Source organism: Dolichospermum sp. DET69, assembly GCA_017355425.1.
Taxonomy (GTDB): Bacteria; Cyanobacteriota; Cyanobacteriia; order Cyanobacteriales; family Nostocaceae; genus Dolichospermum.
In genome coordinates this window covers 459,854-483,090 of the sequence record CP070233.1, presented here as the reverse complement: position 1 = coordinate 483,090, position 23,237 = coordinate 459,854, and the positions used below count along the sequence as shown (strand labels likewise).

Below are 23,237 nucleotides of genomic sequence, written 5' to 3'. Positions count from 1 at the left end.
TATCCTTTCAAAATTACTCAAACCAATCTTCACCACCTGGTAATTCTGCTAAATAATTATCAATCATTTTTGCTAACTCTTTAGGTTGATATTCATAAGTTAACAACAAAAGATTTTCCGCAAAATCAATCAATTCTTCTCGATTCAATCTTTGAGAAACTTGACTTGGTTTTAACGTCCCACTAAAAATCTCCGCACTAGCTGGACGAATTGCCATTTCTACAGATTCCACTAAATATTCACCCCATTCATCAGATTTAATATAATAGGATTTTTGATTATCTTTAATATTTAATTTAGCAATTTGAATCACAGAATCAGAAATAGAAGCAATCCAAGAATTAGTTAACCGCTGTTCAAGTTGATTTTTAATCAGATGAATAACCAACCTAACTAAAAAAGCTTCTATTTTTCGCAAAGTTCCCTGTTTACTCATATCCTCCAAATCATCAACAATTTCCAACGCATCATCATAACGTCCTTCCAAGATACTTTGTCTTAATTCCATCAATTCTTGTGTCATTGTTATTTCCTATAAATGGTAATTACGGAGAAAACCCTCATCTTCATTCTGTAAATCTCTAAAATCCTGATTCTGACAATTTCCCATAATTGGTAATTACGGAGAAAACCCTCGTCTTCATCCTGTAAATCCTAAAATCGGTGGAAATCCTGATTCTGACAATTTCCTATAAATGGTAATTACGGAGAAAACCCTCATCTTCATTCTGTCAATCCTAAAATCGGTGGAAATCCTGATATGGCTAACGCCACGCTTCGCTATCAGACAATTTTCATTAATCTTGTGTCTATAATTATAACTACTATCCCTCTTCCAATTCCCCAACGTGAGTTAAAATTTTAATATCTTCATCACAACCCAGACACGCAGTGGCCATCTACCATGCTTCAGTACCCGGACTTAGAAAAACACTTAAAACATCATTTTGGTTATGATCAATTTCGCCCTGGACAAAGGCAAATTATTGAAGATGCCTTAGCAAATCGTGATTTAATGGTAATTATGCCCACAGGTGGCGGAAAATCTCTATGCTTTCAATTACCAGCACTATTAAAACCAGGTTTAACAGTGGTAGTGTCACCATTGATAGCTTTAATGCAAGATCAAGTAGAAGCACTGCGAACTAATAATATTTCCGCCACATTTCTGAATAGTAGTCTTAATGCCTATAAAGTTCGCTCCCGTGAAGAAGCGATCATGAATGGTAAAATAAAATTACTTTATGTCGCCCCAGAACGTCTCGTCAGTGACCGATTTCTCCCTCTTTTAGACGTAGTTAAAGAAAAATTTGGTATTTCTACATTTGCTATTGATGAAGCCCATTGTGTCTCCGAATGGGGGCATGATTTCCGCCCAGAATATCGGCAACTAAGATTACTCAGAAAACGTTATCCTAATGTGCCTACAGTTGCTTTAACTGCTACTGCTACAGATAGAGTCAAGGCTGATATTATTGAACAATTAGGATTAAAACAGCCAAGTATTCATATTGCTAGTTTTAACCGCCAAAATCTTCATTATGAAGTCCGCGCTAAAAGTAACCGCGCTTATGCCGAATTATTAGCAATAGTTAGAGAAAATGAAGGTTCAGGAATTATCTATTGTTTAACCCGGAAAAAAGTTGATGAAATAACTTTAAAATTACAAAATGATCAAGTTTCAGTTCTGCCTTATCATGCTGGTTTAAGTGATGATGAAAGATCAAAAAATCAAACTCGATTTATTCGGGATGATGTGCGGGTAATGGTAGCCACAGTTGCCTTTGGTATGGGCATTAATAAACCTGATGTCCGGTTTGTAGTTCATTCTGATTTACCCCGAAATTTAGAAAGTTATTATCAAGAGTCAGGACGAGCCGGCAGAGATGATGAACCTTCCAAATGTACACTATTTTTTAATTATGGTGATATTAAAACCATTGAATGGAGTATTAATCAAAAACCAGATCCGCAAGAACAGCTAATAGCTAAACAGCAACTTCGTCAAGTTATTGATTATGCAGAAGGAACAGATTGTAGACGCACAATTCAATTAAGTTATTTTGGGGAAAGATTTCCGGGAAATTGCGGAAATTGTGATAATTGTCTTTACCCCAAACCTATCCAAGATTGGACAATTGAAGCCATGAAATTTTTATCTTGTGTGGCTAGGTCTAAAGAAAGATTTGGGATGTTACATATTATTGATGTGTTAAGAGGTGGAAAAAATCAGAAAATCGTTGTTAATAAACATGATCAACTTTCTACCTATGGAATTGGTAAAGATAAAACAGTAGATGAATGGAGAATGTTAGGAAGATCACTTTTACATCAAGGTTTATTAGAACAAACATCTGATGGTTATTCAATTTTAAAACTTAATGCTTTAAGTTGGGAAGTAATGCGAAAACAACGCACAGTTTCTATTGCTGTTCCCATTGCTCAAAAAGTTACTTGGGAAGATAGTGGTGGTAAAGCCGCAGATGTGGAAGTTCTCATGCAAAAATTGCGATCGCTTCGTAAACAACTCGCAGACGAACAAGCAGTGCCACCCTACGTCATCTTCCATGATTCTACCTTAAAATTAATGGCACAAATGCAGCCTAACACTTTAGATGAATTTGGCAATCTTTCTGGAGTTGGTAGTCATAAATTATCCCAATATGGCAAAAGTTTCCTAGCAGAAATTCAAGCATATCGTCAAGAACAAGGTTTACCAGAAAAAACCATTAATCAAGTTCATTTCTCACCTTCTCCTAACTCACCCTCCGATACAGAACTAACAACATTAGAGTTATATAACCAGGGTTTGAGTATTCAGGAAATCGCGCACAAACGCAACATCCGTCCTACAACAATTATTCGTCATCTCTCCGACTTAATTGAGAAAAAACAACCTCTAGATTTAAGTCAATTAGTCCCCTTAGAACGCCAGAAAAAAATCTGGAACGTCTTAGAAATTGTTGGTGATATTGCGCTCACACCCATTCGAGAAAATTTAGGTGAAAGCTACAGTTTTGACGATATTCGTTTAGTTAGAGCAAAATGGCGCCGTGAAAAACAGAAATCCATTAAAAATGATATTGACTTTTAGTTTTTCGCAGACAAAGCCAATTTATCTGCGTTTGATTACACTTAAAATTTTATTCTCTTTAATTAAGAGAACATTGATCACAAAAACGCGGACTAAATTTACAAAATTGACTACCAGTTAATGAGTAAACTGTACAATATGGGAAACTCGTCATTTTCCTATTGGCGGATTTGCAACTAGAAGCAAGGGAAAATAGGGAAGATTGTTCAGGTTTACGAACCACAATCATAGATAGCAGCTTTGGTAAAACTAAACAAGCCCCAGCATTGATGACGGTAAGCAATAATACATCCATTAAACCCATAGGGAATTATTCCCAAACGAAATTACATAGGAACAGTTTGGTTAGTCTTAAAATATATGGAAAGTAATAAGACGTAACCATAGTATTTAGTTTATCTATAATCAGTTTAGCATAGATTTTTGTAGATGGAACGGGGGAATAATTCAGTAATTTTTATCCAATAATATGTAAACTAAATATTAGATAGCGTTATTAATTTAATTTAACAATGACAAATAACCAATCTGCAACTTCTTTCTTAGCTAATATTTCCGAGCGAGAAAGCCTGGCATTACAGAGTTTAGTGGATTACACAAAAGTTGAGTCACTACCAGAAATTTGGACTTTAGCTGCCAAGAAATTTGGTAATATTGTGGCTCTACATAATCCCCACTCTAAACCAGAAGTTAAAATTACCTATAGTCAGTTGTCAGAGCAAATTCAACAATTTGCGGCTGGTTTGCAGACATTAGGAGTTACCTATGGTGAAAGGGTTTCTCTAATTGCTGATAATAGTCCCCGTTGGTTTATTGCCGATCAGGGTATCATGACTGCTGGAGCGGTAAATGCAGTTCGTAGCGCCCAAGCAGACAAAGAAGAATTACTTTATATTATTTCCCATAGTGGTAGTACAGCGCTAGTAGTTGAGGATATCAAAACTCTCAATAAACTAGGAGAAAGCCTCAATGAATTACCGATTAAACTGGTAGTGCTGATTTCTGATGAAATACCATCCACAGAACTTAATTTTCAAGTGGTGAACTTTTCTCAGTTATTAGACATTGGTAGTAACAACACCTTAGTAGCAACTAAATACAGCGGCGAAACTTTAGCCACCCTAATTTATACCTCTGGAACTACGGGAAAACCTAAGGGTGTGATGCTATCTCACAAAAATTTGCTGCACCAAGTTAAAAATTTGGGAACGGTAGTACAACCAGAAAAAGGAGATATAGCTCTCAGCATTTTACCTACATGGCATAGTTATGAACGCAGTGGTGAGTATTTCTTAATTTCTCAAGGCTGTACCCAAATTTACACTAACTTGCGTTCTGTTAAAGGAGATTTAAAGAAATTTAAACCCAATTACATGATTGCTGTGCCTCGATTATGGGAGTCAATTTATGAAGGAGTGCAAAAGCAATTCCGCGAACAACCAGCCAAAAAACAAAGCTTGGTGAAGTTTTTACTGGAAATGAGCCAGAAATATATTGAAGCGCGACGCATTTCTCAAGGATTGAGTTTGAATCATCTTCATGCTTCAGTGATTGAGCGATCGCAAGCCAAAATAGTAGAATTAGGTTTGTTATCGTTCCATAAACTAGGTGAAAAATTAGTTTATGGCAAAGTGCGAGAAGCCACAGGTGGCAACATTAAGCACGTCATTAGTGGTGGTGGGGCGCTACCTGGATACATAGATAACTTTTTTGAAATTGTCGGCGTTGAAATATTACAAGGTTATGGTTTGACGGAAACCTCACCCGTAACTAATGCCCGTCGTCCTTGGCGGAATTTACGGGGTTCGTCAGGACAGCCAATTCCCGGTACGGAAGTTAAAATTGTCAATCCGGAAACTCGTCAACCTCTACCAGTAGGAGAACGGGGTTTAGTTCTGCTCAAAGGGCCACAAATCATGCAGGGCTATTATCAAAATCCCGAAGCCACAAAGAAAGCTATAGACGCAGAGGGTTGGTTTGATAGCGGTGATTTAGGTTGGGTAACTCCCGAAAATGACCTAGTATTAACAGGTAGAGCAAAGGATACCATTGTCTTAACCAACGGCGAAAATATCGAACCTCAGCCCATAGAAGATGCTTGTTTGCGATCGCCCTACATTGACCAAATCATGTTAGTAGGACAAGATCAACGGAGCATTGGCGCTTTGATTGTTCCTAACCTGGAAGCCTTAGCAAAATGGGACCAAACTCAAAATAATACTCAAAAGATTGACTTAGAGGGTAAAATAGTCCAGGATTTATTTCGTCAAGAATTAAATAGAGAAGTTCAAAACCGTCCCAGCTATCGAGCCGATGATCGTATTGGACCGTTCAAACTCATTGAGGAACAATTCTCAATTGAAAATGGACTAATGACACAAACTCTCAAAATCCGTCGTCATATTGTTATGGAACGATATTGCGATATTATTGACGGAATGTTTACCAAATAATTTCCTAAGTACAATATTTATGGATGTCTCCAACCCGCAATTGCTTTTAAAACGCCCGATTAATGTCAAAGCCATAGTTACGAGTCTCTGGAAAGAGGAAGTGCAACAGCAACTACAAGGTCAGATTAACCAAGTTGACCAACAACTGCAACAACTAGACGTTGAAGGTCAAAGAGCAGTTAGCGCCATTCAAAAACAGAGTGTTCAACCCCCAGGACCACAAACACTCCAACAAATTGACAATGTTCAACTTCAAGTCAATCAGAAGAAAAGTGAACTTCTAGAGCAGAAAAATCAAATGCTGCAAAACCTCCAACAAGTACAATTGTTGGAATTAGATCAAGAAGTCAACCAATTTCAAATGGAAAGCTTTTTCCGCATTGAACTAGGAGATAACCTGATTAGTAAAATGCAGGTTGAAGTTGTCCTGCGTGATGGCATTGTCGAAGAAATTCGTGGTGATATCTAAACATTACCACTGAAGTAGAAGTTTAGCATATCTCGTTCCCAGTCTCTGACTGGGAATGCTATCACAGAGGCTCTGCCTCCACAGTTATCAAAACTAGATCCTTCTAAAATTCATTTTCATAAGATTGACACTCTCAGGTCTAAAGACACTGAGATTCTACTGACAGAATAGATTTAGGTAAAACCCAAAGCCTAATTCTCGCTGCGTTCGTCAAACAACGCCTACCCAGTGAGCCTAAGTCTAAGCTTAGATTGCTGGCTACTTTTCTTAAAATGTTCGCTGCGCCGTTTAGATCAGCGTTAACAATTGAACCATTAGCTGACTGATACAATCCACGTTTAACGCGCTTACCCGATGCTTTCCACCCTTCTGGTTTTTGACCATAAACGGGTAGGGAGTCTCCATCCAAGAAAGATGCTTTTGACGTATAAGATTCTTCAGTTTCTTGAAATCTAATTCCGTGTAAATCACATAATTGTTTTAGTCGGTCTTTGAGTTTACCCAAAGGCATTTGAACGAACTTTTGATTGTTTAATTTACCCATATTGGCATTAGATTTAAAACCTTCATTCCAGCCAATTACTAATGTACCAATGCTGTACTTTAGGCAATGGTCAATAATTAGTTTTGCAGCTTTATTAATGCCATCTTTCATTTGATGGTTGCGTTTACGGGTTACTCTGTCTAACCAATTATCCCAGTAAGCTTCTGGTTTATTTTCTTTACGGGTTGATACTTTCTTATTCCATAACTGATTCATTGCTTTCATCGAACGAGCATCAATCAATAAAGAATTACCCAAAGTATCAACACAAGCAGCTAAATTATCGGCAGTTCCTAAGTCAATTGACAGAGCTTGGCTAATATCTAAATCATGCTTTTGTCTCTCGACTTCATAAGAAATTTCCAGATAAAAAGCCTCATTCTTAGGGAGGATAGTAAACTCTTTAACCTTTGAGTAATCAATGTTTGAAGGCATTGTTAGGAAAAAATCAGAAATACCAAACCATCGTCTAACAGTTAATCCTAGAGAAAATCTAAGTTGCCCGTTAATTAATGTTGGGGGTTGTCCTCCTGAATTTGGATAAGCGACCTTGAAAAGTTTAGAACCTGTTAAGTAATCTGGTACTTTAGGTTTAAAATGTAATTGACCTTTGAGAAACAAAGAGCGTAATTCTTTAAAAGATTTAAAACTTTCAGCTACTGACATCAAAGTTTGTTGCATCGGGACTGACGGCATTGATTGAGCTACAAGTGATTTACTGATAGATTTTTCGTAAATCAAATCAAACTTGTTAGTTAGCAACTTTCCAGTTTTGAAAAATGTCTGTCGAGCAAAGTAAACACCACTATTATAAATCTTGCCTGATTGTTGACAAAGATACTCTAATACCGTTTTTGTTTCGTTATCTGGGGATAATAAAACTTGTTGGACCCCCATTAACTTTTTAGCCTTAGACATTGTTTCGACCTGCAATGCTGTGATATTGTTAGTATATCAACATATTTAGTAAATAGCGATGCCATTTCAAAAAAATAACAAATTAGGTTTCGCAAGTAAACAGCCGTTTGACAAAGACCCTGTTTGCTTTAAAGTGTTACCTGGAGTCAAGGCAAAGTTAAAGGCCGTCCCAAACTGGCAAGAACGATTAAGAGAATTTACTGATAAGCTTATAGAAGAAATGAAGATTGAAGGCGAATAAATTCGCCCGTGTCGCTTATATCTCTCCGGCTTTAGCCACTGAGTTTTACGCTTACCAAGCTATCCTATAAGCAGTAAGTTGACACTAATCAGCATTGCGCTTGACCTCTACTCTGACTTTGGGGGGGGGGGGGGAAATTAATAATTAAGAGGGTTGACAAATTATTTTAAATTTGTTATCGTAAACTTGACAAGGAAGAACTATCTTCCCACAGAAATATATTCAATTCCCCAAAACCGCCGACAATGAAGTAAGCGGTTGTGTTTTCTGGAAAAAAAACAGATAGTTCTCATAAGACCTGATTTTTCTAAAAAATCACCCACTTGATGACAAAACTGTTAAAATTCTATAGATTAAAGTCCATATATTATTGATTCTGAAACCACCATATCATGAGCATTAACGAAGTATTTATGCCGGCGCTGAGTTCCACCATGACCGAAGGCAAAATTGTCTCCTGGGTCAAGTCACCTGGAGATAAAGTGGAGAAAGGCGAAACGGTGGTGGTTGTCGAATCAGATAAGGCTGATATGGATGTAGAAACCTTCTATGAAGGATATCTAGCCTATATTATTGTTCCCGCTGGTGAAACTGCCCCAGTCGGTGCAGCGATCGCTTATATCGCCGAAACAGAAGCAGAAATAGCCACAGCCAAGTCCTTAGCCAACGCAGGTGGCGCTGCTGCTCCCTCCACACCTGCACCCATACCAGTTACCGCTGCTGCCGCAGTTGCTACTCCTGTCACCGCATCTCAAAATGGTTCTAACCATCAACCCGGCAGAGTCGTAGTTTCACCCCGCGCCCGCAAATTAGCCAAAGAACTCAAAGTTGATTTAAATACCCTGCAAGGTAGTGGTCCCTACGGTCGCATTGTCGCTGAAGATGTAGAAGTTGCAGTCGGTAAAGTTCAGCCCGTTACTACCTCTGTACCAGTAGCTACAGCAGTAGCTACAGCAGTAGCTGCACCAGTAACTGCACCAGCACCTGCACCAGTAGTTAGTACCGCTGTTCCTGGTCAAGTAGTACCATTCACGACCTTACAAAATGCTGTAGTCCGGGGCATGGTAGCCAGTCTATCTGTACCTGTATTCCGTGTCAGTTACACAATTAGCACAGATGGACTCGATAAACTTTACAAACAAATTAAGTCCAAAGGTGTAACAATGACCGCGCTACTAGCCAAAGCAGTAGCCGTAACATTACAAAAACACCCCATTCTCAATGCCAGCTACTCAGATCAGGGAGTTGTTAATCACGCTAACATCAACGTAGCTGTAGCCGTAGCCATGGGTGATGGTGGTTTAATTACACCAGTTTTACAGAATGCAGATGCAGTTGATATCTACTCTTTATCTCGCAACTGGAAATCTTTAGTAGAACGCGCTAGAGCTAAACAACTACAACCAGTAGAATACAACAGCGGTACTTTTACCCTTTCCAACTTAGGAATGTTTGGTGTAGATACCTTTGATGCCATTTTACCTCCTGGACAAGGTTCTATTTTAGCCATTGGTGCATCTCGTCCCCAAGTAGTAGCCACAGCCGACGGATTATTTGGTGTGTGTCAACAAATGCAAGTTACTATTACCTGTGATCATCGCATTATTTACGGTGCTGATGCCGCCGGATTCTTGCAAGACTTTGCTAAGTTGATTGAAACCAATCCTCATTCTTTGACTATGTAAGGACTAATACCCAGATCCCCGACTTCTTCGAGAAGTCGGGGATCTATAAAAAATATAAACATATACAAATTCCAGATTCTAAGAAGTAACATTAAAACAAACAATTAATTAAAAATTGGTGTGTTATGACAACCAAAAAACAATTCAACAGCTTTGAAGAAATGCTTTCCGGCTCAGATGTACCTGTGTTAGTAGATTTTTATGCTGACTGGTGTGGTCCTTGTCAAATGATGACACCTATTTTAGAACAGGTTAATCTTCAATTAAAAGACCGTTTACGGATTGTCAAGATTGATACAGAAAAGTATACAGAATTGGCAAGTCAATATGGGATTTCCGCCTTACCAACTCTGGTACTATTTAAACAAGGAAAGCCCATCGATAAAATTGAAGGTGTCATGCAAGCCGCACAGTTAGTACAACATCTACAACCACAGCTTTAAATAGTTTCTCCAATTAGAGATGCGAAATTCCGCGTCTCTATTACGGAAGACAACAGGAAAGTAAATAATTAAATTGATTCTGAAAAATCCGCGCTATCTTGAAGGAAGAAGATCCAAGGAGTGCGTCTTTTTATGAAAGGTCAACAAGTTTTACTTACAGGTGGCACAGGGGGACTGGGTTTAGGTGTAACACCAGCAGTTATAGCCCAAGGTGCAGAGGTGACTATTCCTTATCGCAATCCCAAAGATGTAGAACGTCTCAAGGGAATTATCTCACCTGCGGATTTTGCCAGAATTAATTTTATTCCTGCTAATTTAGAAGATGAAGCATCAGTAGAAAAACTGATCAGCCGGATGACAAAAGTGGATGTTTTAATTCATTTAGTCGGCGGTTTTTCTATGGGAAAAACCCATGAATACAGCTTTTATGATTGGAAACAACAAATAGATTCAAACTTAAATACAACTTTTTTAACTTGCAAATATAGCCTCAAAAGTATGTTAGAAAATGGCTATGGGCGAATTGTTACCGTCAGTTCTCGCGCTGGTGCAGAACCTGTGGGGAAATTAGCAGCTTATTCTGCGGCTAAGGCTGGTGTGATAGCCTTAACAAAAGCGATAGCTGATGAAACCAAAAATACTAATATTACTGCTAATACTATCCTGCCCAGTATCATTGATACCCCCACAAATAGAGAAACTGCGGGTGCAGAAAACGCTGATAAATGGGTAAAACCGGAATCTATCGCCCAAGTTATCTGCTTTTTAGCCTCAAAAGCAGCTATTGATGTCCGTGGTGCTGCAATTCCTGTTTACGGCAATGTTTAAATTGACAATCTCACCGTCTTTAGACACTGAGATTCTTAAGAGATTTTCACTCGTAAAGGTTGAGCCAAACAATACTCACGAGAAGTTAGAGAATTGAATTTTGTAGCTTTGCTCAAGGGATTCCTGCGGAGTGCTTCGCTATCGCTATATTTAGGGTTTGCAAAAAAGAAAGCAAAAGGGTTGATAGATAAAGGTTTGCAGGGTTTTATAACCAAACAAGTGCAAGATTATTGACAATAGATGTTTAAAACCCTTGCATTTTCATCAAAAATAATCGCGTAAATTTGAGGACTAATTGTCCAACCTTCTCTTCCTTCTTCTTCCTTCTTCTTCCTTCTTCTTCCTCCTCTTTATTCCTCCTGACTCGGTGACTCCTGACTCGGTGACTCCTGACTCCTAGCCTTCACGAGAAGACTTTTTCAGCAAACCCTATTTATATTAGATATTGTAAAATAGTATTTGGGAGATTTTAGAGCAAATTCTATCTTCTTGTTGATTTTTGGACATACCTTAACAAAGTTCCTCTCAAAGAGGCATTACGAATTATTATGGAACGTGGTCTTTTATGGTTGCCTTTGTTAGTAGCATTTTTCTGGTTAGCGTGGCAAGGTTCACAGGAATTTAAGAAACTCCAAGCTTATCAAATTTGGGCAAAACAATTTGAACGAGCTAAATATGATATTTATGCAGTATTAGCGCAAAAAGGTGATGATATTACTTGGGGAAAACCCACAACTAAAGGACCTATTGAACTAGAAACTTTTTCTTTATTAGATGTTCAAGAAATCCGCTTTCTGGTAAATGGTAATGCTGTAGATATCGAAAATCCCCCTTCAAAAGGTCGGAAAATTGAAATAGAGTTTTTATTAACTACTTCTAAATCAATTTGTGTTCCTTTTACAGAAGTTCCCCTTGCAGCAGAATGGGGTAAGTTTTTGCAAAGAACATTAAAGAATTTGCAATCAGAAAACTGTTAACGTTTACTGTAACGCTATGAATATAGGAGTTAATTATTATGCGAATTAAGCAAATTTCAGTTAGTGGCTTATTTGGAATTTTTGATCATGTAATTCCATTAAATATGGATGATAGAATCACGGTCATTCATGGACCTAATGGGTTTGGCAAAACAGCAATGTTGAGAATTTTAAATGGATTGTTTAACTCCCGATACTCGGAGTTACGAACTATTCCTTTTAGTAAATTTTGTGTTGAATTTGATGATGATAGTAATATTGAGATTATCAAAAATACTGATAACTCAAAAGAGATAGAGAACAATTTTGTTTTTAATTTTCATGATAACAATGTAGATATAATTAATTTTAAGCCAAAACGTCGTTCTGATACAGAAAATCTTTTACGTATTTTGGATGACCTTATACCAGGATTAGAACGAATATCATCTAGAAAATGGCTTTATACTCCTACTCAAGAAAATCTTTCTTTAGAAGAAGTTTTAGAGCGTTTTAGTGATTTATTACCCGTGAAATTTCAATCAGAAGCAGAATGGCTTGAAAAATTAAAGAATAATATTCATATTCGTCTTATAGAATCGCAACGGTTACTAAACTTAGTTCCTAATCTCCGTTTAAAATTCGATGATAGAACACCTACAATTGAATCAACTGTATCTGCATATTCTAATGAACTTGCCAAGTTAATGCAAGATAAATTTAAGGAATATGGAACAATATCTCAATCTCTTGATAGAAGTTTTCCTATGAGAGTTGTAAAACAACAATCATCACCAGATTTAACAGATGAACACCTTCGGAATCAACTTAAAGAACTTGAAGAAACTCGTTCTCGTCTTATAGAAGTAGGTCTTTTAGATCAAGATGAAGATTCGGAGTTTCAAATTCAACCACAAGACATAGATGAAAGTACAAAAAATGCTTTATCTGTATATGTTGAAGATGTAGAAAAGAAGTTGAATGTATTTAATGAAATAGCGATCAAAATTAATTTATTGAAGAGAATTATTAATAATAAATTTTCTTATAAAGAAATAAATTTTAGCAAAGAAAAGGGGTTCATTTTCACAACACTTTACAATTCTTCATTGTCTGATTCAAAAATACTTTCACCAAATGATTTATCATCAGGTGAACAACATGAATTAGTGCTTTTATATGAACTACTATTTAAAGTTCAACCTAATTCCTTAGTTTTGATTGATGAACCTGAATTATCGCTTCATGTAGGTTGGCAAATACAGTTTTTAAAAGACTTACAAGAAATTACAAAGCTTGCTAATGTAGATATTCTCATAGCTACTCATTCACCAGATATTATACAAGATCGCTGGGATTTAACGGTTGAATTGAAAGGTACAGGAAAGTGAGAGAATTTATAACAGTTGACCGTGTTGCTAACAAAATTAGACAATTGAGAGAGACTTATTCAGGATCTTTCTTATTAGTAGAAGGAAGTTCCGACAAAGTTTTTTATGAAAGATTTGTGAATAAATTAGCTTGTCACTTAGAAATTACTGCGGGAAAACCATCTAGTAAGCAGTGTGCTATTGAAATTTTAGAAATCTTGGAAAAATCAAATTTTCAGGGAGTTCTAGCAATTATTGATGCAGATTTTGATCGTCTTGAAAATTTAGCAAACAAACGTCCTAATTTATTACCTACAGATACTCATGATCTTGAAACTATGTTAATCAAGTCTCCTGCTTTGGAAAAAGTAGTTGCTGAATTTGGTTCTGAAGAAAAAATTTCCCACTTAAATCAAGATGTTAGGGAAGTATTACTGAAAATTGCTATTTCAATTGGTTATTTGCGTTATATTTCTCAGGTTGATAAATTAAATCTAACTTTTAATGGTATTACATTTAGCAAATTTATTGATGAAAAAAACTGGCAATTTAATGAACTAAAACTAATTCAAGAAGTCAAAAATAAATCTCAAGCTTTCGCATTAAAAGATGAAGATTTACAACAAGGGTTAAATAGCAAAAAAATCAATAATCATGATCATTGGCAAGTCTGTTGTGGTCATGATTTGGTAGAAATTTTATCAATTGGTTTACGCAAAGCTATTGGAACTAATAAAGCAGTTGATGTTGAACCAAATAGTCTTGAGAGAAGTTTACGACTTGCTTATGAAGTAGCTTACTTCTGCAAAACTCAACTATATTTAGAAATTACTCTATGGGAAATCAACAATAAACCATTTAAAGTTTTACAAAATGATGGATAACTGTTTTAAAATTCTCCCTAATATCTATAGCTGTAAACAAATTCATTTGATGATTCTAAAAGTAAGATTTATTCTCGGCATTACAGACTTAGCAGTTTTCGGGATTTGATGTTGCCAAAATTCCTGTGTTTTCCCTTTCATCATTAACAAGCTACCATGAGTTAAATTAAATTCCACTTTATCTAATGTTTTATCAAATCTATGTCGAAGCTGGAATTTTCTGACACCCCCAAAACTCACAGAAGCAATAATTGGATCTTTCCCTAATTCTGGTTCATCATCAGAATGCCATGCAACACTGTCTTTACCATCACGATAAAGATTAATCAACACACTATTAAAAGATATTTTCTCTACTTCTTCAATCCTCTGTTTAATAGTCAATAAAACAGGTGTCCAAGGAGTTGGACTCATGGTAATATTTGAATATGTATAGGATTTACCAGAATCCCCATACCATGCCGTCAGTCTGGGTATATTGATCTCCTTACCATAGAACTTTATCTGATCTTGTCGCCAATTAACTTCCGTCAATAAATTCTGAAACATTACATCACTTTCTGTCTCTGAAAAATAGCGAGAATAAAGGATAAGTTCCGCGTCAGCAACAGAGAATTGCTTTACCTGCAAATTTGAGATAATTTCAGATTGCTGGGAGAAATTTAAGTTTAATTGAGTATCGGTATCGTATTTCATTGAGTAAATACTGTAAAATATAAGTATTTTTTCTTGGTTCACGGAGGTGGACTTTGTTTGTGTGGTTCCGTGATTTATAATCGCCAGAGCTTGTCTTGATTTTTTAGTTAAATTTTGTCCCTCATTTACCTATAATCTGCTGTATATGTATTTTAAATAATTAAACTCTATCATGACCACAAACAAAAATTTAGTTCCCGTTGCTTTAACTATTGCTGGTTCTGATAGTGGTGGGGGTGCAGGAATTCAAACCGATTTACGGACATTTGCCTTTCACTGTGTGCATGGAACAAGTGCTATTACCTGTGTTACAGCCCAAAACACCGTAGGAGTTACAAGGGTTGATGCTATGGCGGCAGAATCGGTTGTAGCCCAAATTCAGGCGGTTGTAGAGGATATTGGAGTGCAAGCAGCCAAAACAGGAATGTTACTCAACCAAGAAATTATCGCCGCTGTAGCCCAGCAAATAGCAGCTTATAAAATTGATAATTTAGTAGTTGATCCCGTCATGGTATCACGCACAGGAGCGCAATTAATTGATGATAATGCAGTGCAAACCCTACGGAATACGCTGATTCCCCAAGCTGTTATTATTACACCAAATCGCTATGAGGCACAAATTTTAAGCGGGTTGGAAATTACTTCTTTAGTAGATATGCAAGCAGCAGCGGAAATTATGCACAGGGAATTAGGAGTAAAGGCTGTTTTAGTCAAAGGAGGAGGAATGTCTGGAAATTTGCGGGGTGTTGATGTTTGGTTTAATGGGGAGAAATTGGAGATTTTAACAACGAAACAGGTAGAGACAAAAAATACTCATGGTACAGGTTGCACTTTATCAGCGGCCATTGCTGCTAACCTAGCTTTAGGTAAAGACTTATGGACAGCAGCGCAAGCAGCAAAAGAATATGTTACAAATGCTCTTACCTATTCCCTAGATATTGGTAAAGGACAAGGACCTGTAGGACACTTTTTCCCATTATTGACAAAATAGACCCGTTTTTATATAAGTCGCATTAATAACATATAATTAGCTACTATACTTATACCATTGTCGGGGTTTAGCTCTTGCTTTACCCCTACTAATTCCCAATCTTTGCCTTTTTTGCATTTTTCTATTATTCTTGGGCATAATCTCACAAATAACTATATTCAGTTCCTGCTTATCCTTACTCTAATTACTGTATTTTGATACTCAAATATCCATGAAAACAACTACAGGATCTAACTATAGTCAACCACCTACCAACTACCCACCCTCTGTTCCCCTTTGTGTTTATCGAGAATTAACAGCGGAGTTACAAGCAGTCCAATCCAAGTTGGATGTAGTTACAAATCATAATCAGAAATTAGTCCAAGAAAATCAACAACTGCGTCAAGAAATTAGTCAGGTAATTCAGTCTTGCTTAGAACTGCAAAAGTTCATTAGTATACCATCACCCAGTTCTCCCGCACCGTCTCAACTTGATAACGAAGTAAAATATCAACCTCAACCGCAGCCTGTACCCCGTAACAATAACGAGGTTAAATATACAAATAAGCCAACTGTTAAGACAGCAACTCCCCGTCAACAAGCTGCTGTCCCCCGGACAAAACCAGTAATAAAAGCTACACCCCCTCAAAAACGTCGTCAGGAGTCTGCTGTACATATCAAGAATATAAATTCTCCGGTGTCAGAAACAGTATTTATAGAAGAAGAAAAAGTCCGTTATTCTCCTAATCCTCATTCTCAGATAAAAGGATTAAACGGTTGGTGGCTAGTAATTACTATTTTATTAATTATGGTGACTGGTTTTGCGGCTGGGTATTTAATTGTCCGTCCTTTATTCCAACATCAAACCCAACTGGAAACAATTAAAAATTAAGAATTAAGAATTAAATAAAATTCCTAAATAACTTTTGTAGAGACGTTCCATGGAACGTCTCCAAATATTTGTTGAAGATGTCTATTATCTATCAACAGAACCCATGATCACGTCAATACTACCAAGAATAACGACGATATCTGCAACCTTCATTCCCCGGAGTAAATGAGGGAGAATTTGCAAGTTGTTAAAATCAGCAGCGCGAATTTTCCAGCGCCAAGGGAAAACATTATTATCACCAACTAAATAAATTCCCAATTCTCCCTTACCACTTTCGACACGGGAGTAAATTTCACCTTTAGGAACTTTAAAAGTAGGAGAAACTTTTTTCGCAACAAACTGATAATCAAAAGCATCCCATTCGGATTTTTTCCCAGCCATGATCCGCTTGGCTTCCAGGTTTTCGTAGGGGCCACCGGGTAATCCGGCGATCGCTTGCTTAATGATTTTCACGGATTCGCGCATTTCTCGCATCCGTACCATATACCTAGCAAGACAATCACCCACAGTTTCCCACTGCACATCCCAATCGAAATCATCGTAACATTCGTAGTGGTCAACTTTCCGTAAATCCCATTTTACCCCAGAAGCGCGTAACATTGGTCCAGAAAGTCCCCAGTTAATCGCTTCGTCACGGGTAATAGTTCCCAAACCTTCAATCCGACGACGGAAAATGGGGTTATTGGTAACTAAGCGCTCGTACTCATCAACTTTAGGGATAAAGTATTCACAGAAATCTAAGCACTTATCTACCCAACCATAGGGTAAATCAGCAGCCACACCACCAACGCGGAAATAGTTATGATTAACCATGCGGTAGCCAGTTGCAGCTTCCCACAGATCATAAATCATTTCCCGTTCCCGGAATTGGTAGAAAAATGGTGTTTGTGCGCCCACGTCAGCGAGGAACGGACCAAACCATAATAAGTGGTTAGCAATCCGATTTAATTCCAGCATAATCACGCGGATATAGCTGGCGCGTTTGGGAACAGTGATACCCGCTAATTTTTCCGGTGCGTTCACTGTCACAGCTTCATTAAACATCCCCGCAGCGTAGTCCCAACGGCTGACGTAGGGGACGTACATGATTGTAGTCCGGTTTTCAGCAATTTTCTCCATTCCTCGGTGCAGATAGCCAATGACTGGTTCACAGTCAACCACATCTTCACCATCTAGTGTCATAATTAACCGTAAAACCCCGTGCATTGATGGGTGGTGAGGTCCCATATTTAGCACCATTGGTTCAGTGCGGGTTTCTATTCTACTCATAGATTTGCTATTCTCCCGTGATGGATGTTGTAAATTGACCTGCTAAGATGATAATATCAAGCGTGTAGGCACAATTTTGAGATGATCCTACAAGCTTTGGTTGCAGCAAAAATAGCAATTCCAGTGTTGTACTTGATGTTTGATTTTGTGCAGCTACTTTAATTATTATAGGGAGTATGAGATTCTAGGGATTGAAAAGTAATATTTTTTTTCAGATGCTCACAATAAGATTCCCTATTGTCCTATAAAGTCAGGGAATTTATTAAAATTAGAAATAAACATTATTAGTAGGCAGACCTAATTAAATATAACATAGGTTTAAATTTTATTATTTCCTATATTTCCTGAATTAATTTTTGCACCCCTTCCCACTCCTGGTAACTTACCTTAAAATTAGTGGAATTGGGAGCGCGAAGTATCAATAAATTTTTCAGTAGAGAATCTTCCTGTAACCTATTTTTCAACACAGCAGATTCTACCAGTTTATGCGTAAATTTAATCATTGCTTGTTGTTTTCCTAAAGCCCTTGTCGAATCTAACCAATATTTTTTATCCGGTACTTGAGTCAAAAATTGAGCAGGTTCAATAACTTCTGCAATTGCATAAATTCCTGCTTGTTTACCAGATATCCAAATAATAACACCATCACCGGGAACGATATCTTTAGCATAGCGAGTTACTAACCAAGGTAGTTGTTCTAACTCCTTAATAGCATCTAAAACTCGATAATATTCGGGATTACCTTGAAATAGCCAATAAGCCATATAATTTTACTAACAGTCATCTGCCCGGATCATACCATTTTTGGGATTCTGGATCTGACTCCGGTAATTAATTGTCATAAAAAATAAAAACCGTGAAAAAAATAAATTCACGGCTTTAATAAAAAATGTGGTGTGAGGAGACTTAACTCCCCTATATCATACTTCACCTGAAAATTATAAGTTGAACTACCCCAAATTTCTTTACAAAATAATTTTTTGATGACATATATATTTTTTTAACTTTTGTCAATTTATACTAATAGCACCACCGCAACTAGAACCAGCCCCCGCAGTACAACCATAGCAATATTCAGCAGTTTGGATTTCCTTGATTATATCTAAACTACCAATTTCCAACAATTTACTGACTGTCAACTTTTCACCATTGCTAGTTTTTGCAGATAAATTCATCATTTGATTAAAGTCACAATCATAAATATTCCCCAAATAATCAATAGAAAGTTGTTCAAGACACATTAAACCATCAATTGTTTTTGCATTAAAATGAGACTCTAAAAAATGCAAATAGCTAAAATAAAGCTGTTTTCTTTCTAAATGAAACTTTGTTCTCCCCACAGGGATATTAGTAATTGTGAAAAGATGATTAAATCGAATATCAAATTTCTCTATCAAAAAGGTTTTATAAGCCCTTTCTAAATTTTGCTGTTCAGGAGTTAGAGAAAAATCTGCACTATTTGGTAATTGCGGATTATACACCAAATCTAAAATTAAATTCGGGTTTTGACCATAACCTAACTTATTCAACCATTGCAAAGCTTTGATTGATTGATCAAAAACACCATCTCCCCGCATTTTATCCACATTATCGGCTAAATAACAGGGTAGAGAAGCAACAATCTTTACTTGATGTTGAGCCAAAAAATCTGGTAAATCTTCAAATCCATCAACAAAATAAATTGTTAAATTTGATCTGACAATTACCTGTTTACCTGATTTTCTAGCAGCTTGTACCAGAAACTTAAAACCATAATTCATTTCTGGAGCGCCACCAGTTAAATCAACAATTTTGATTTGTGGAAATCTTTCAATTAAAGTGATTAATTGTTGACAAATTTCCGGTGTTAATTCCTCAGTTCTTTTGGGACTAGCTTCTACATGGCAATGGTTACAAGCTAGGTTACAACGCTTTCCTAAATTAATTTGTAAAACATTGATTTGCTTTTTTGTCAAAGGTGAATTTAGCTGCTGAAAAAAAGGTGTAATCATAGAAGCATCTCTAGCACGAATTTCCATAAGAGGATGTTTTAAAAGTCATTCAACCGAAGAGACAGCGGGAAGTGGCAAACTATTGATAATTGGGACATACCACTTGACTAAATCGAAAGTTTCCTATATCATGGAGGAACAACTCATCAGTTATTCCCGAAATCTAAATAAAATATTTTTGATCGCTCCACTCCGTTACGCTAGAGAAGTGAAAAGAATCAAGAGCGCAGAGCGCAAAAGAGCAAGAGTGTAGAGTGCTAATAAGTCCTCGCCGCACCACTACATACAACCCGAAAACCAATATCGTTGATGTAGTAGTCGAGGTCGTAGTAGTAGCGACAAGCAGACCGGCAACTCCCAGGACCGTTGATCCACGAACCACCGCGCAGCAGCTTGCTGTTAACAATTAGACTTGTCAAAGCACTGCCATCTATAGGCGCATTTATATAATTTTCATGCCACTCATCTTCGCACCATTCCCACACATTACCACACATATCATATAAACCAAAAGGATTGGCCGGAAAAATTCCTACCACTGTGGTTTTTTTTCGATATTCTCCTTTTTGTCCCTGTCCATAGGTGTAGTTACCATTATAATTAGCCAAATCTGTAGAAATTGTTTCCCCACAATAAAACGGGGTAGTAGTTCCTGCACGACAAGCATATTCCCATTCTGCTTCACTAGGCAAGCGGTAAATTTTATTTGCCTTTTGGGAGAGTCTGGCACAAAACTCTTGAGCATCATCCCATGATACACGCTCAACAGGTTGATTATCACCTTTAAATTTAGATGGATCAGATTCTAAATCAATCTTAACCTTTTCCAGTACAGCTACAGCTTGCCATTGTTTTTGAGTAACTGGATATTTACCCATGAAAAACGGGGGAACAGTAACTTGATGTTGTGGACTTTGAGAAGAATCATAACCTTCCTCATTTTCTGGAGAACCCATGATAAAAGTCCCTCCAGGAATAGCTACCATTTCTAAATTTACACCATTTCCCAAGTTTTGGTCAAAATAATCTGCGTTTTTGGTAATGCGGTTAATTTCTTTCCCACTCTTATTTATCTGAAAAGTTTCAAATTGGAAACTTCTTAAGTTATATAATTTTGTAGTTGTTACTAATGGCGGCGTTAGAATAACTTTTTCTCGTCCTCTAATACCACGGATCAAATCCTGTAGTGCTTCTTCATCTTCTTCAATATTTGAATTAGTAAATTTAATCCAAGCCCACTGTTTTAAATGAAATAATTCATTTGGAATATCGCTGATACCAGGAAGTAAAACGGGAATCACCCGAAAACCTTTTTCTTTTTTCTCCAAAAAAAATTGTATTATTGCACCAAGTTCTAAATTCTTCTGAAAAGATCCCAAGCTATTTTGTCCAATAAAAAAAGCACCTACTTTAGACTGCGAAATTCCTTGAAAAACAACTTCGTGAATATTGTCTCCACCAAAAATTTGCTCCTTATCTAACCAAGGATTTAAACCACTTTCTCGTAGTTTGTTGGCAATTTTTATAACTTCGGGTTTATCTTTACTATTGTGAGCAAGAAAAACATCAAATTGTAGTTGGTTATCAGACATTTTACTCCTCCACACCTGAAATAATCGCCAAAGCCTTCGCATACTCTTCTAAATCACCTCGCAAAGCAGCCAACTCAGTTCGCAACTTTGATTCTTCTGACCAACCCATCTCATGTTCTTTAACACTCACCCCTACAGGTCGTTTTGCTTCCCAAGCCTGTAAAATAGGATGCCATTTAGCTAAAAATGGTCGCAACCCATTATTCAACACCGCAATAGCAATACCCCCGACTGAGTTCTTAGAAGCACCCACATCAGGTCCAGCCACTTTGAGAATTTCGCGGGTAGTTCCGAATAAACTATACAAAGAATTCAACGCTTCCCGCACCAACCCCTGGTCAACTTCTAACGACTGGACAGCAATGCGTGTCACCAGTTCTACATACAACGACCAAGCGGCTTTCCTTTCTGTTGTGTCAGATTCCCATTCCGCAGCACCAATACCAAAAGGAAGACTAATGGATACCTTTTTTAATTTTGCGGGATCTTGTTTAGGCATAAACAGCCATTTTTATAAAATTATTTATTCCATCTAAATTAAACCATACTTAGTTTAGAAATAAAAGCAAAGATTAGAAATCTGAGGATTTTACCCCATTTTCTCGTTCCCATGCTCTGCGTGGGAATGTAGTTAAGAGGCTCTGCCTCTATTATACCTGGAGGTAGAACCTCAAAGATAACATTCCCAGTCAGAGACTGGGAACGAGGAAACCGTAAATCTGGAGACTGGGAACGAGGAAAATTTTCTTTCTTTGCGTCTTTGCTCCTTTGTATGTTTGCGCGAAAACTCAGCTAGATTAGATATAAGAATTACTCAATTATCGTGAAAACAGATACTATTTTCTATAGCTTATTTCAAGCATTTCCGAGCATTTTCTTTGAATTAATTAATAATTCTCCCACAGAAGCAGATGTTTATGAATTTACCTCTCGTGAAGTTAAACAACTAGCTTTTCGTTTAGACGGTTTATTTTTACCAACCACCAAAGATCCCAAAAAGCCGTTTTACATTGTCGAGGTTCAATTTCAACCCGATGATAATTTATATTATCGTCTCTTTGCAGAGCTTTTTCTCTACCTGCGACAATACAAAACTCCTCACCCTTGGCAAGCTGTAATCATCTATCCTAGTCGTAATATAGAAAGAGAACAGAATTTACAATTTGGGGAAATCTTGCTACTTGAGCGAGTTACACGCATTTACTTAGATGAGTTGGGAGTGAGTTCTTTAGGGGTGGGAGTTGTTAAACTGGTAGTAGAAACAGAGAAGGCTGCACCAGCATTAGCAAAACGTTTAATTGCACAAGCAAACCAACAACTAACTGATACCAAAATCAAACGGGATTTAATTAATCTGATTGAGACAATTATCGTTTACAAATTACCCAAAAAAAGCAGAGAGGAGATTGAAGCTATGCTAGGTTTAAGTGAGTTGAAACAAACCAGAGTTTATCAAGAAGCTTTGGAAGAAGGTAAAGCTGAAGGTAAAGCTGAAGGTAAACAAGAAGGTGAAGCTGAAGCAACCAGAAAGTTTACTTTAAAATTGTTACGAACTGGCATGAATTTACAACAAATTTCTGAAGTTACTGAATTATCTCTTGCACAAATTCAGGCTTTACAAAAGGAAATTCGAGAATCGCAGTTTTAATTAGGGCTTGCTGAAAAAGTTGTCTGTGAGGAGAGGGAACTCTTAACTGGGAACAGGGAACAGGGAACAGTTTCAACTATCTGGATATCCTCAATTTCCCATATCCGACAAGGAAAAATGCAACTGTTTTGAGACACCCTAAGCCAAAACCTTGCACTTGCTTGTTATTAAAATCCGCGAAACCCTTATTAATAGACGGTTCTAGCTTTATTCAGTAAGCCCTAATTAGGACTTGTTAATAGCGTAGCGTGGCGGATGATTCTTGCATTGTCACGCAAGCTATAACTATATAAA

At 37.1% G+C, this 23,237-nt stretch carries 21 protein-coding genes; 13 read left to right on the top strand and 8 right to left on the bottom strand.

What is annotated here, in order from left to right; genetic code table 11:
• Nucleotides 1-13: 13 nt before the first annotated feature.
• Nucleotides 14-523 carry a DUF29 family protein gene (locus tag EZY12_02480; GenBank protein ID QSX68592.1) on the bottom strand — a complete coding sequence of 170 codons (510 nt, stop codon included), beginning with the start codon at nucleotides 521-523 and terminating at the stop codon, nucleotides 14-16.
• Between the two features lie 381 nt (nucleotides 524-904).
• Here EZY12_02480 and recQ point away from each other — a divergent pair, with 381 nt between their 5' ends.
• The 3 genes from recQ to EZY12_02465 all read left to right on the top strand — a co-directional run bounded on the left by recQ (nucleotide 905) and on the right by EZY12_02465 (nucleotide 6,016).
• Nucleotides 905-3,094 (top strand): DNA helicase RecQ, encoded by a 2,190-nt coding sequence (gene recQ, locus EZY12_02475; protein QSX68591.1) that lies wholly within the window; start codon nucleotides 905-907, stop codon nucleotides 3,092-3,094.
• A 512-nt stretch (nucleotides 3,095-3,606) separates the two neighbouring features.
• A complete protein-coding gene (locus EZY12_02470; GenBank protein ID QSX68590.1) occupies nucleotides 3,607-5,547 on the top strand; it encodes a long-chain fatty acid--CoA ligase in 1,941 nt (646 codons plus the stop codon).
• Nucleotides 5,548-5,566: 19 nt separating this feature from the next.
• Entirely contained in the window at nucleotides 5,567-6,016 is a 450-nt protein-coding gene (locus EZY12_02465) for a YlqD family protein (protein QSX68589.1), read from the top strand.
• Between the two features lie 139 nt (nucleotides 6,017-6,155).
• Here EZY12_02465 and EZY12_02460 read toward each other — a convergent pair whose 3' ends face one another.
• Nucleotides 6,156-7,457 carry a transposase gene (locus tag EZY12_02460; protein QSX70482.1) on the bottom strand — a complete coding sequence of 434 codons (1,302 nt, stop codon included), beginning with the start codon at nucleotides 7,455-7,457 and terminating at the stop codon, nucleotides 6,156-6,158.
• Nucleotides 7,458-7,536: 79 nt separating this feature from the next.
• Between EZY12_02460 and EZY12_02455 the strand changes: the two genes are divergently transcribed.
• The 7 genes from EZY12_02455 to EZY12_02425 all read left to right on the top strand — a co-directional run bounded on the left by EZY12_02455 (nucleotide 7,537) and on the right by EZY12_02425 (nucleotide 13,885).
• A complete protein-coding gene (locus tag EZY12_02455) occupies nucleotides 7,537-7,719 on the top strand; it encodes a hypothetical protein (GenBank protein QSX68588.1) in 183 nt (60 codons plus the stop codon).
• A 392-nt stretch (nucleotides 7,720-8,111) separates the two neighbouring features.
• Nucleotides 8,112-9,404 (top strand): 2-oxo acid dehydrogenase subunit E2, encoded by a 1,293-nt coding sequence (locus EZY12_02450; GenBank protein QSX68587.1) that lies wholly within the window; start codon nucleotides 8,112-8,114, stop codon nucleotides 9,402-9,404.
• A 125-nt stretch (nucleotides 9,405-9,529) separates the two neighbouring features.
• Nucleotides 9,530-9,847 (top strand): thioredoxin, encoded by a 318-nt coding sequence (trxA, locus tag EZY12_02445; protein QSX68586.1) that lies wholly within the window; start codon nucleotides 9,530-9,532, stop codon nucleotides 9,845-9,847.
• 132 nt (nucleotides 9,848-9,979) lie between these two features.
• Nucleotides 9,980-10,675, top strand: coding sequence for a 3-oxoacyl-ACP reductase FabG (gene fabG, locus EZY12_02440; protein ID QSX68585.1), 696 nt, complete (start codon nucleotides 9,980-9,982; stop codon nucleotides 10,673-10,675).
• 548 nt (nucleotides 10,676-11,223) lie between these two features.
• Nucleotides 11,224-11,652 carry a hypothetical protein gene (locus EZY12_02435; GenBank protein ID QSX68584.1) on the top strand — a complete coding sequence of 143 codons (429 nt, stop codon included), beginning with the start codon at nucleotides 11,224-11,226 and terminating at the stop codon, nucleotides 11,650-11,652.
• A 38-nt stretch (nucleotides 11,653-11,690) separates the two neighbouring features.
• Nucleotides 11,691-13,022, top strand: coding sequence for an AAA family ATPase (locus tag EZY12_02430; protein QSX68583.1), 1,332 nt, complete (start codon nucleotides 11,691-11,693; stop codon nucleotides 13,020-13,022).
• Nucleotides 13,019-13,885, top strand: a complete 867-nt coding sequence (locus tag EZY12_02425; protein ID QSX68582.1) for a DUF4435 domain-containing protein — start codon at nucleotides 13,019-13,021, stop codon at nucleotides 13,883-13,885. The genes EZY12_02430 and EZY12_02425 overlap by 4 nt, the downstream gene beginning before the upstream one ends.
• A gap of 42 nt (nucleotides 13,886-13,927) precedes the next feature.
• On the opposite strand, the gene EZY12_02420 is transcribed toward EZY12_02425, so the two are convergent.
• Nucleotides 13,928-14,581 (bottom strand): alpha-ketoglutarate-dependent dioxygenase AlkB, encoded by a 654-nt coding sequence (locus EZY12_02420; GenBank protein ID QSX68581.1) that lies wholly within the window; start codon nucleotides 14,579-14,581, stop codon nucleotides 13,928-13,930.
• 172 nt (nucleotides 14,582-14,753) lie between these two features.
• Here EZY12_02420 and thiD point away from each other — a divergent pair, with 172 nt between their 5' ends.
• Nucleotides 14,754-15,572, top strand: a complete 819-nt coding sequence (gene thiD, locus EZY12_02415; protein QSX68580.1) for a bifunctional hydroxymethylpyrimidine kinase/phosphomethylpyrimidine kinase — start codon at nucleotides 14,754-14,756, stop codon at nucleotides 15,570-15,572.
• Between the two features lie 211 nt (nucleotides 15,573-15,783).
• The gene (locus tag EZY12_02410) at nucleotides 15,784-16,443 is read left to right on the top strand and encodes a hypothetical protein (GenBank protein QSX68579.1); all 660 of its coding nucleotides are present in this window, start codon (nucleotides 15,784-15,786) and stop codon (nucleotides 16,441-16,443) included.
• Between the two features lie 84 nt (nucleotides 16,444-16,527).
• On the opposite strand, the gene EZY12_02405 is transcribed toward EZY12_02410, so the two are convergent.
• The 5 genes from EZY12_02405 to EZY12_02385 all read right to left on the bottom strand — a co-directional run bounded on the left by EZY12_02405 (nucleotide 16,528) and on the right by EZY12_02385 (nucleotide 21,794).
• Nucleotides 16,528-17,712 carry an NAD(P)H-quinone oxidoreductase subunit H gene (locus EZY12_02405; protein QSX68578.1) on the bottom strand — a complete coding sequence of 395 codons (1,185 nt, stop codon included), beginning with the start codon at nucleotides 17,710-17,712 and terminating at the stop codon, nucleotides 16,528-16,530.
• Between the two features lie 335 nt (nucleotides 17,713-18,047).
• Nucleotides 18,048-18,476, bottom strand: a complete 429-nt coding sequence (locus tag EZY12_02400; GenBank protein QSX68577.1) for an EVE domain-containing protein — start codon at nucleotides 18,474-18,476, stop codon at nucleotides 18,048-18,050.
• Nucleotides 18,477-18,722: 246 nt separating this feature from the next.
• A complete protein-coding gene (arsS, locus tag EZY12_02395) occupies nucleotides 18,723-19,730 on the bottom strand; it encodes an arsenosugar biosynthesis radical SAM protein ArsS (protein ID QSX68576.1) in 1,008 nt (335 codons plus the stop codon).
• Nucleotides 19,731-19,960: 230 nt separating this feature from the next.
• Nucleotides 19,961-21,295 (bottom strand): SUMF1/EgtB/PvdO family nonheme iron enzyme, encoded by a 1,335-nt coding sequence (locus tag EZY12_02390; protein QSX68575.1) that lies wholly within the window; start codon nucleotides 21,293-21,295, stop codon nucleotides 19,961-19,963.
• Nucleotide 21,296: 1 nt separating this feature from the next.
• Nucleotides 21,297-21,794, bottom strand: a complete 498-nt coding sequence (locus tag EZY12_02385; protein QSX68574.1) for a hypothetical protein — start codon at nucleotides 21,792-21,794, stop codon at nucleotides 21,297-21,299.
• 324 nt (nucleotides 21,795-22,118) lie between these two features.
• Here EZY12_02385 and EZY12_02380 point away from each other — a divergent pair, with 324 nt between their 5' ends.
• The gene (locus EZY12_02380; protein QSX68573.1) at nucleotides 22,119-22,943 is read left to right on the top strand and encodes an Rpn family recombination-promoting nuclease/putative transposase; all 825 of its coding nucleotides are present in this window, start codon (nucleotides 22,119-22,121) and stop codon (nucleotides 22,941-22,943) included.
• The last annotated feature ends 294 nt before the right edge of the window (nucleotides 22,944-23,237 follow it).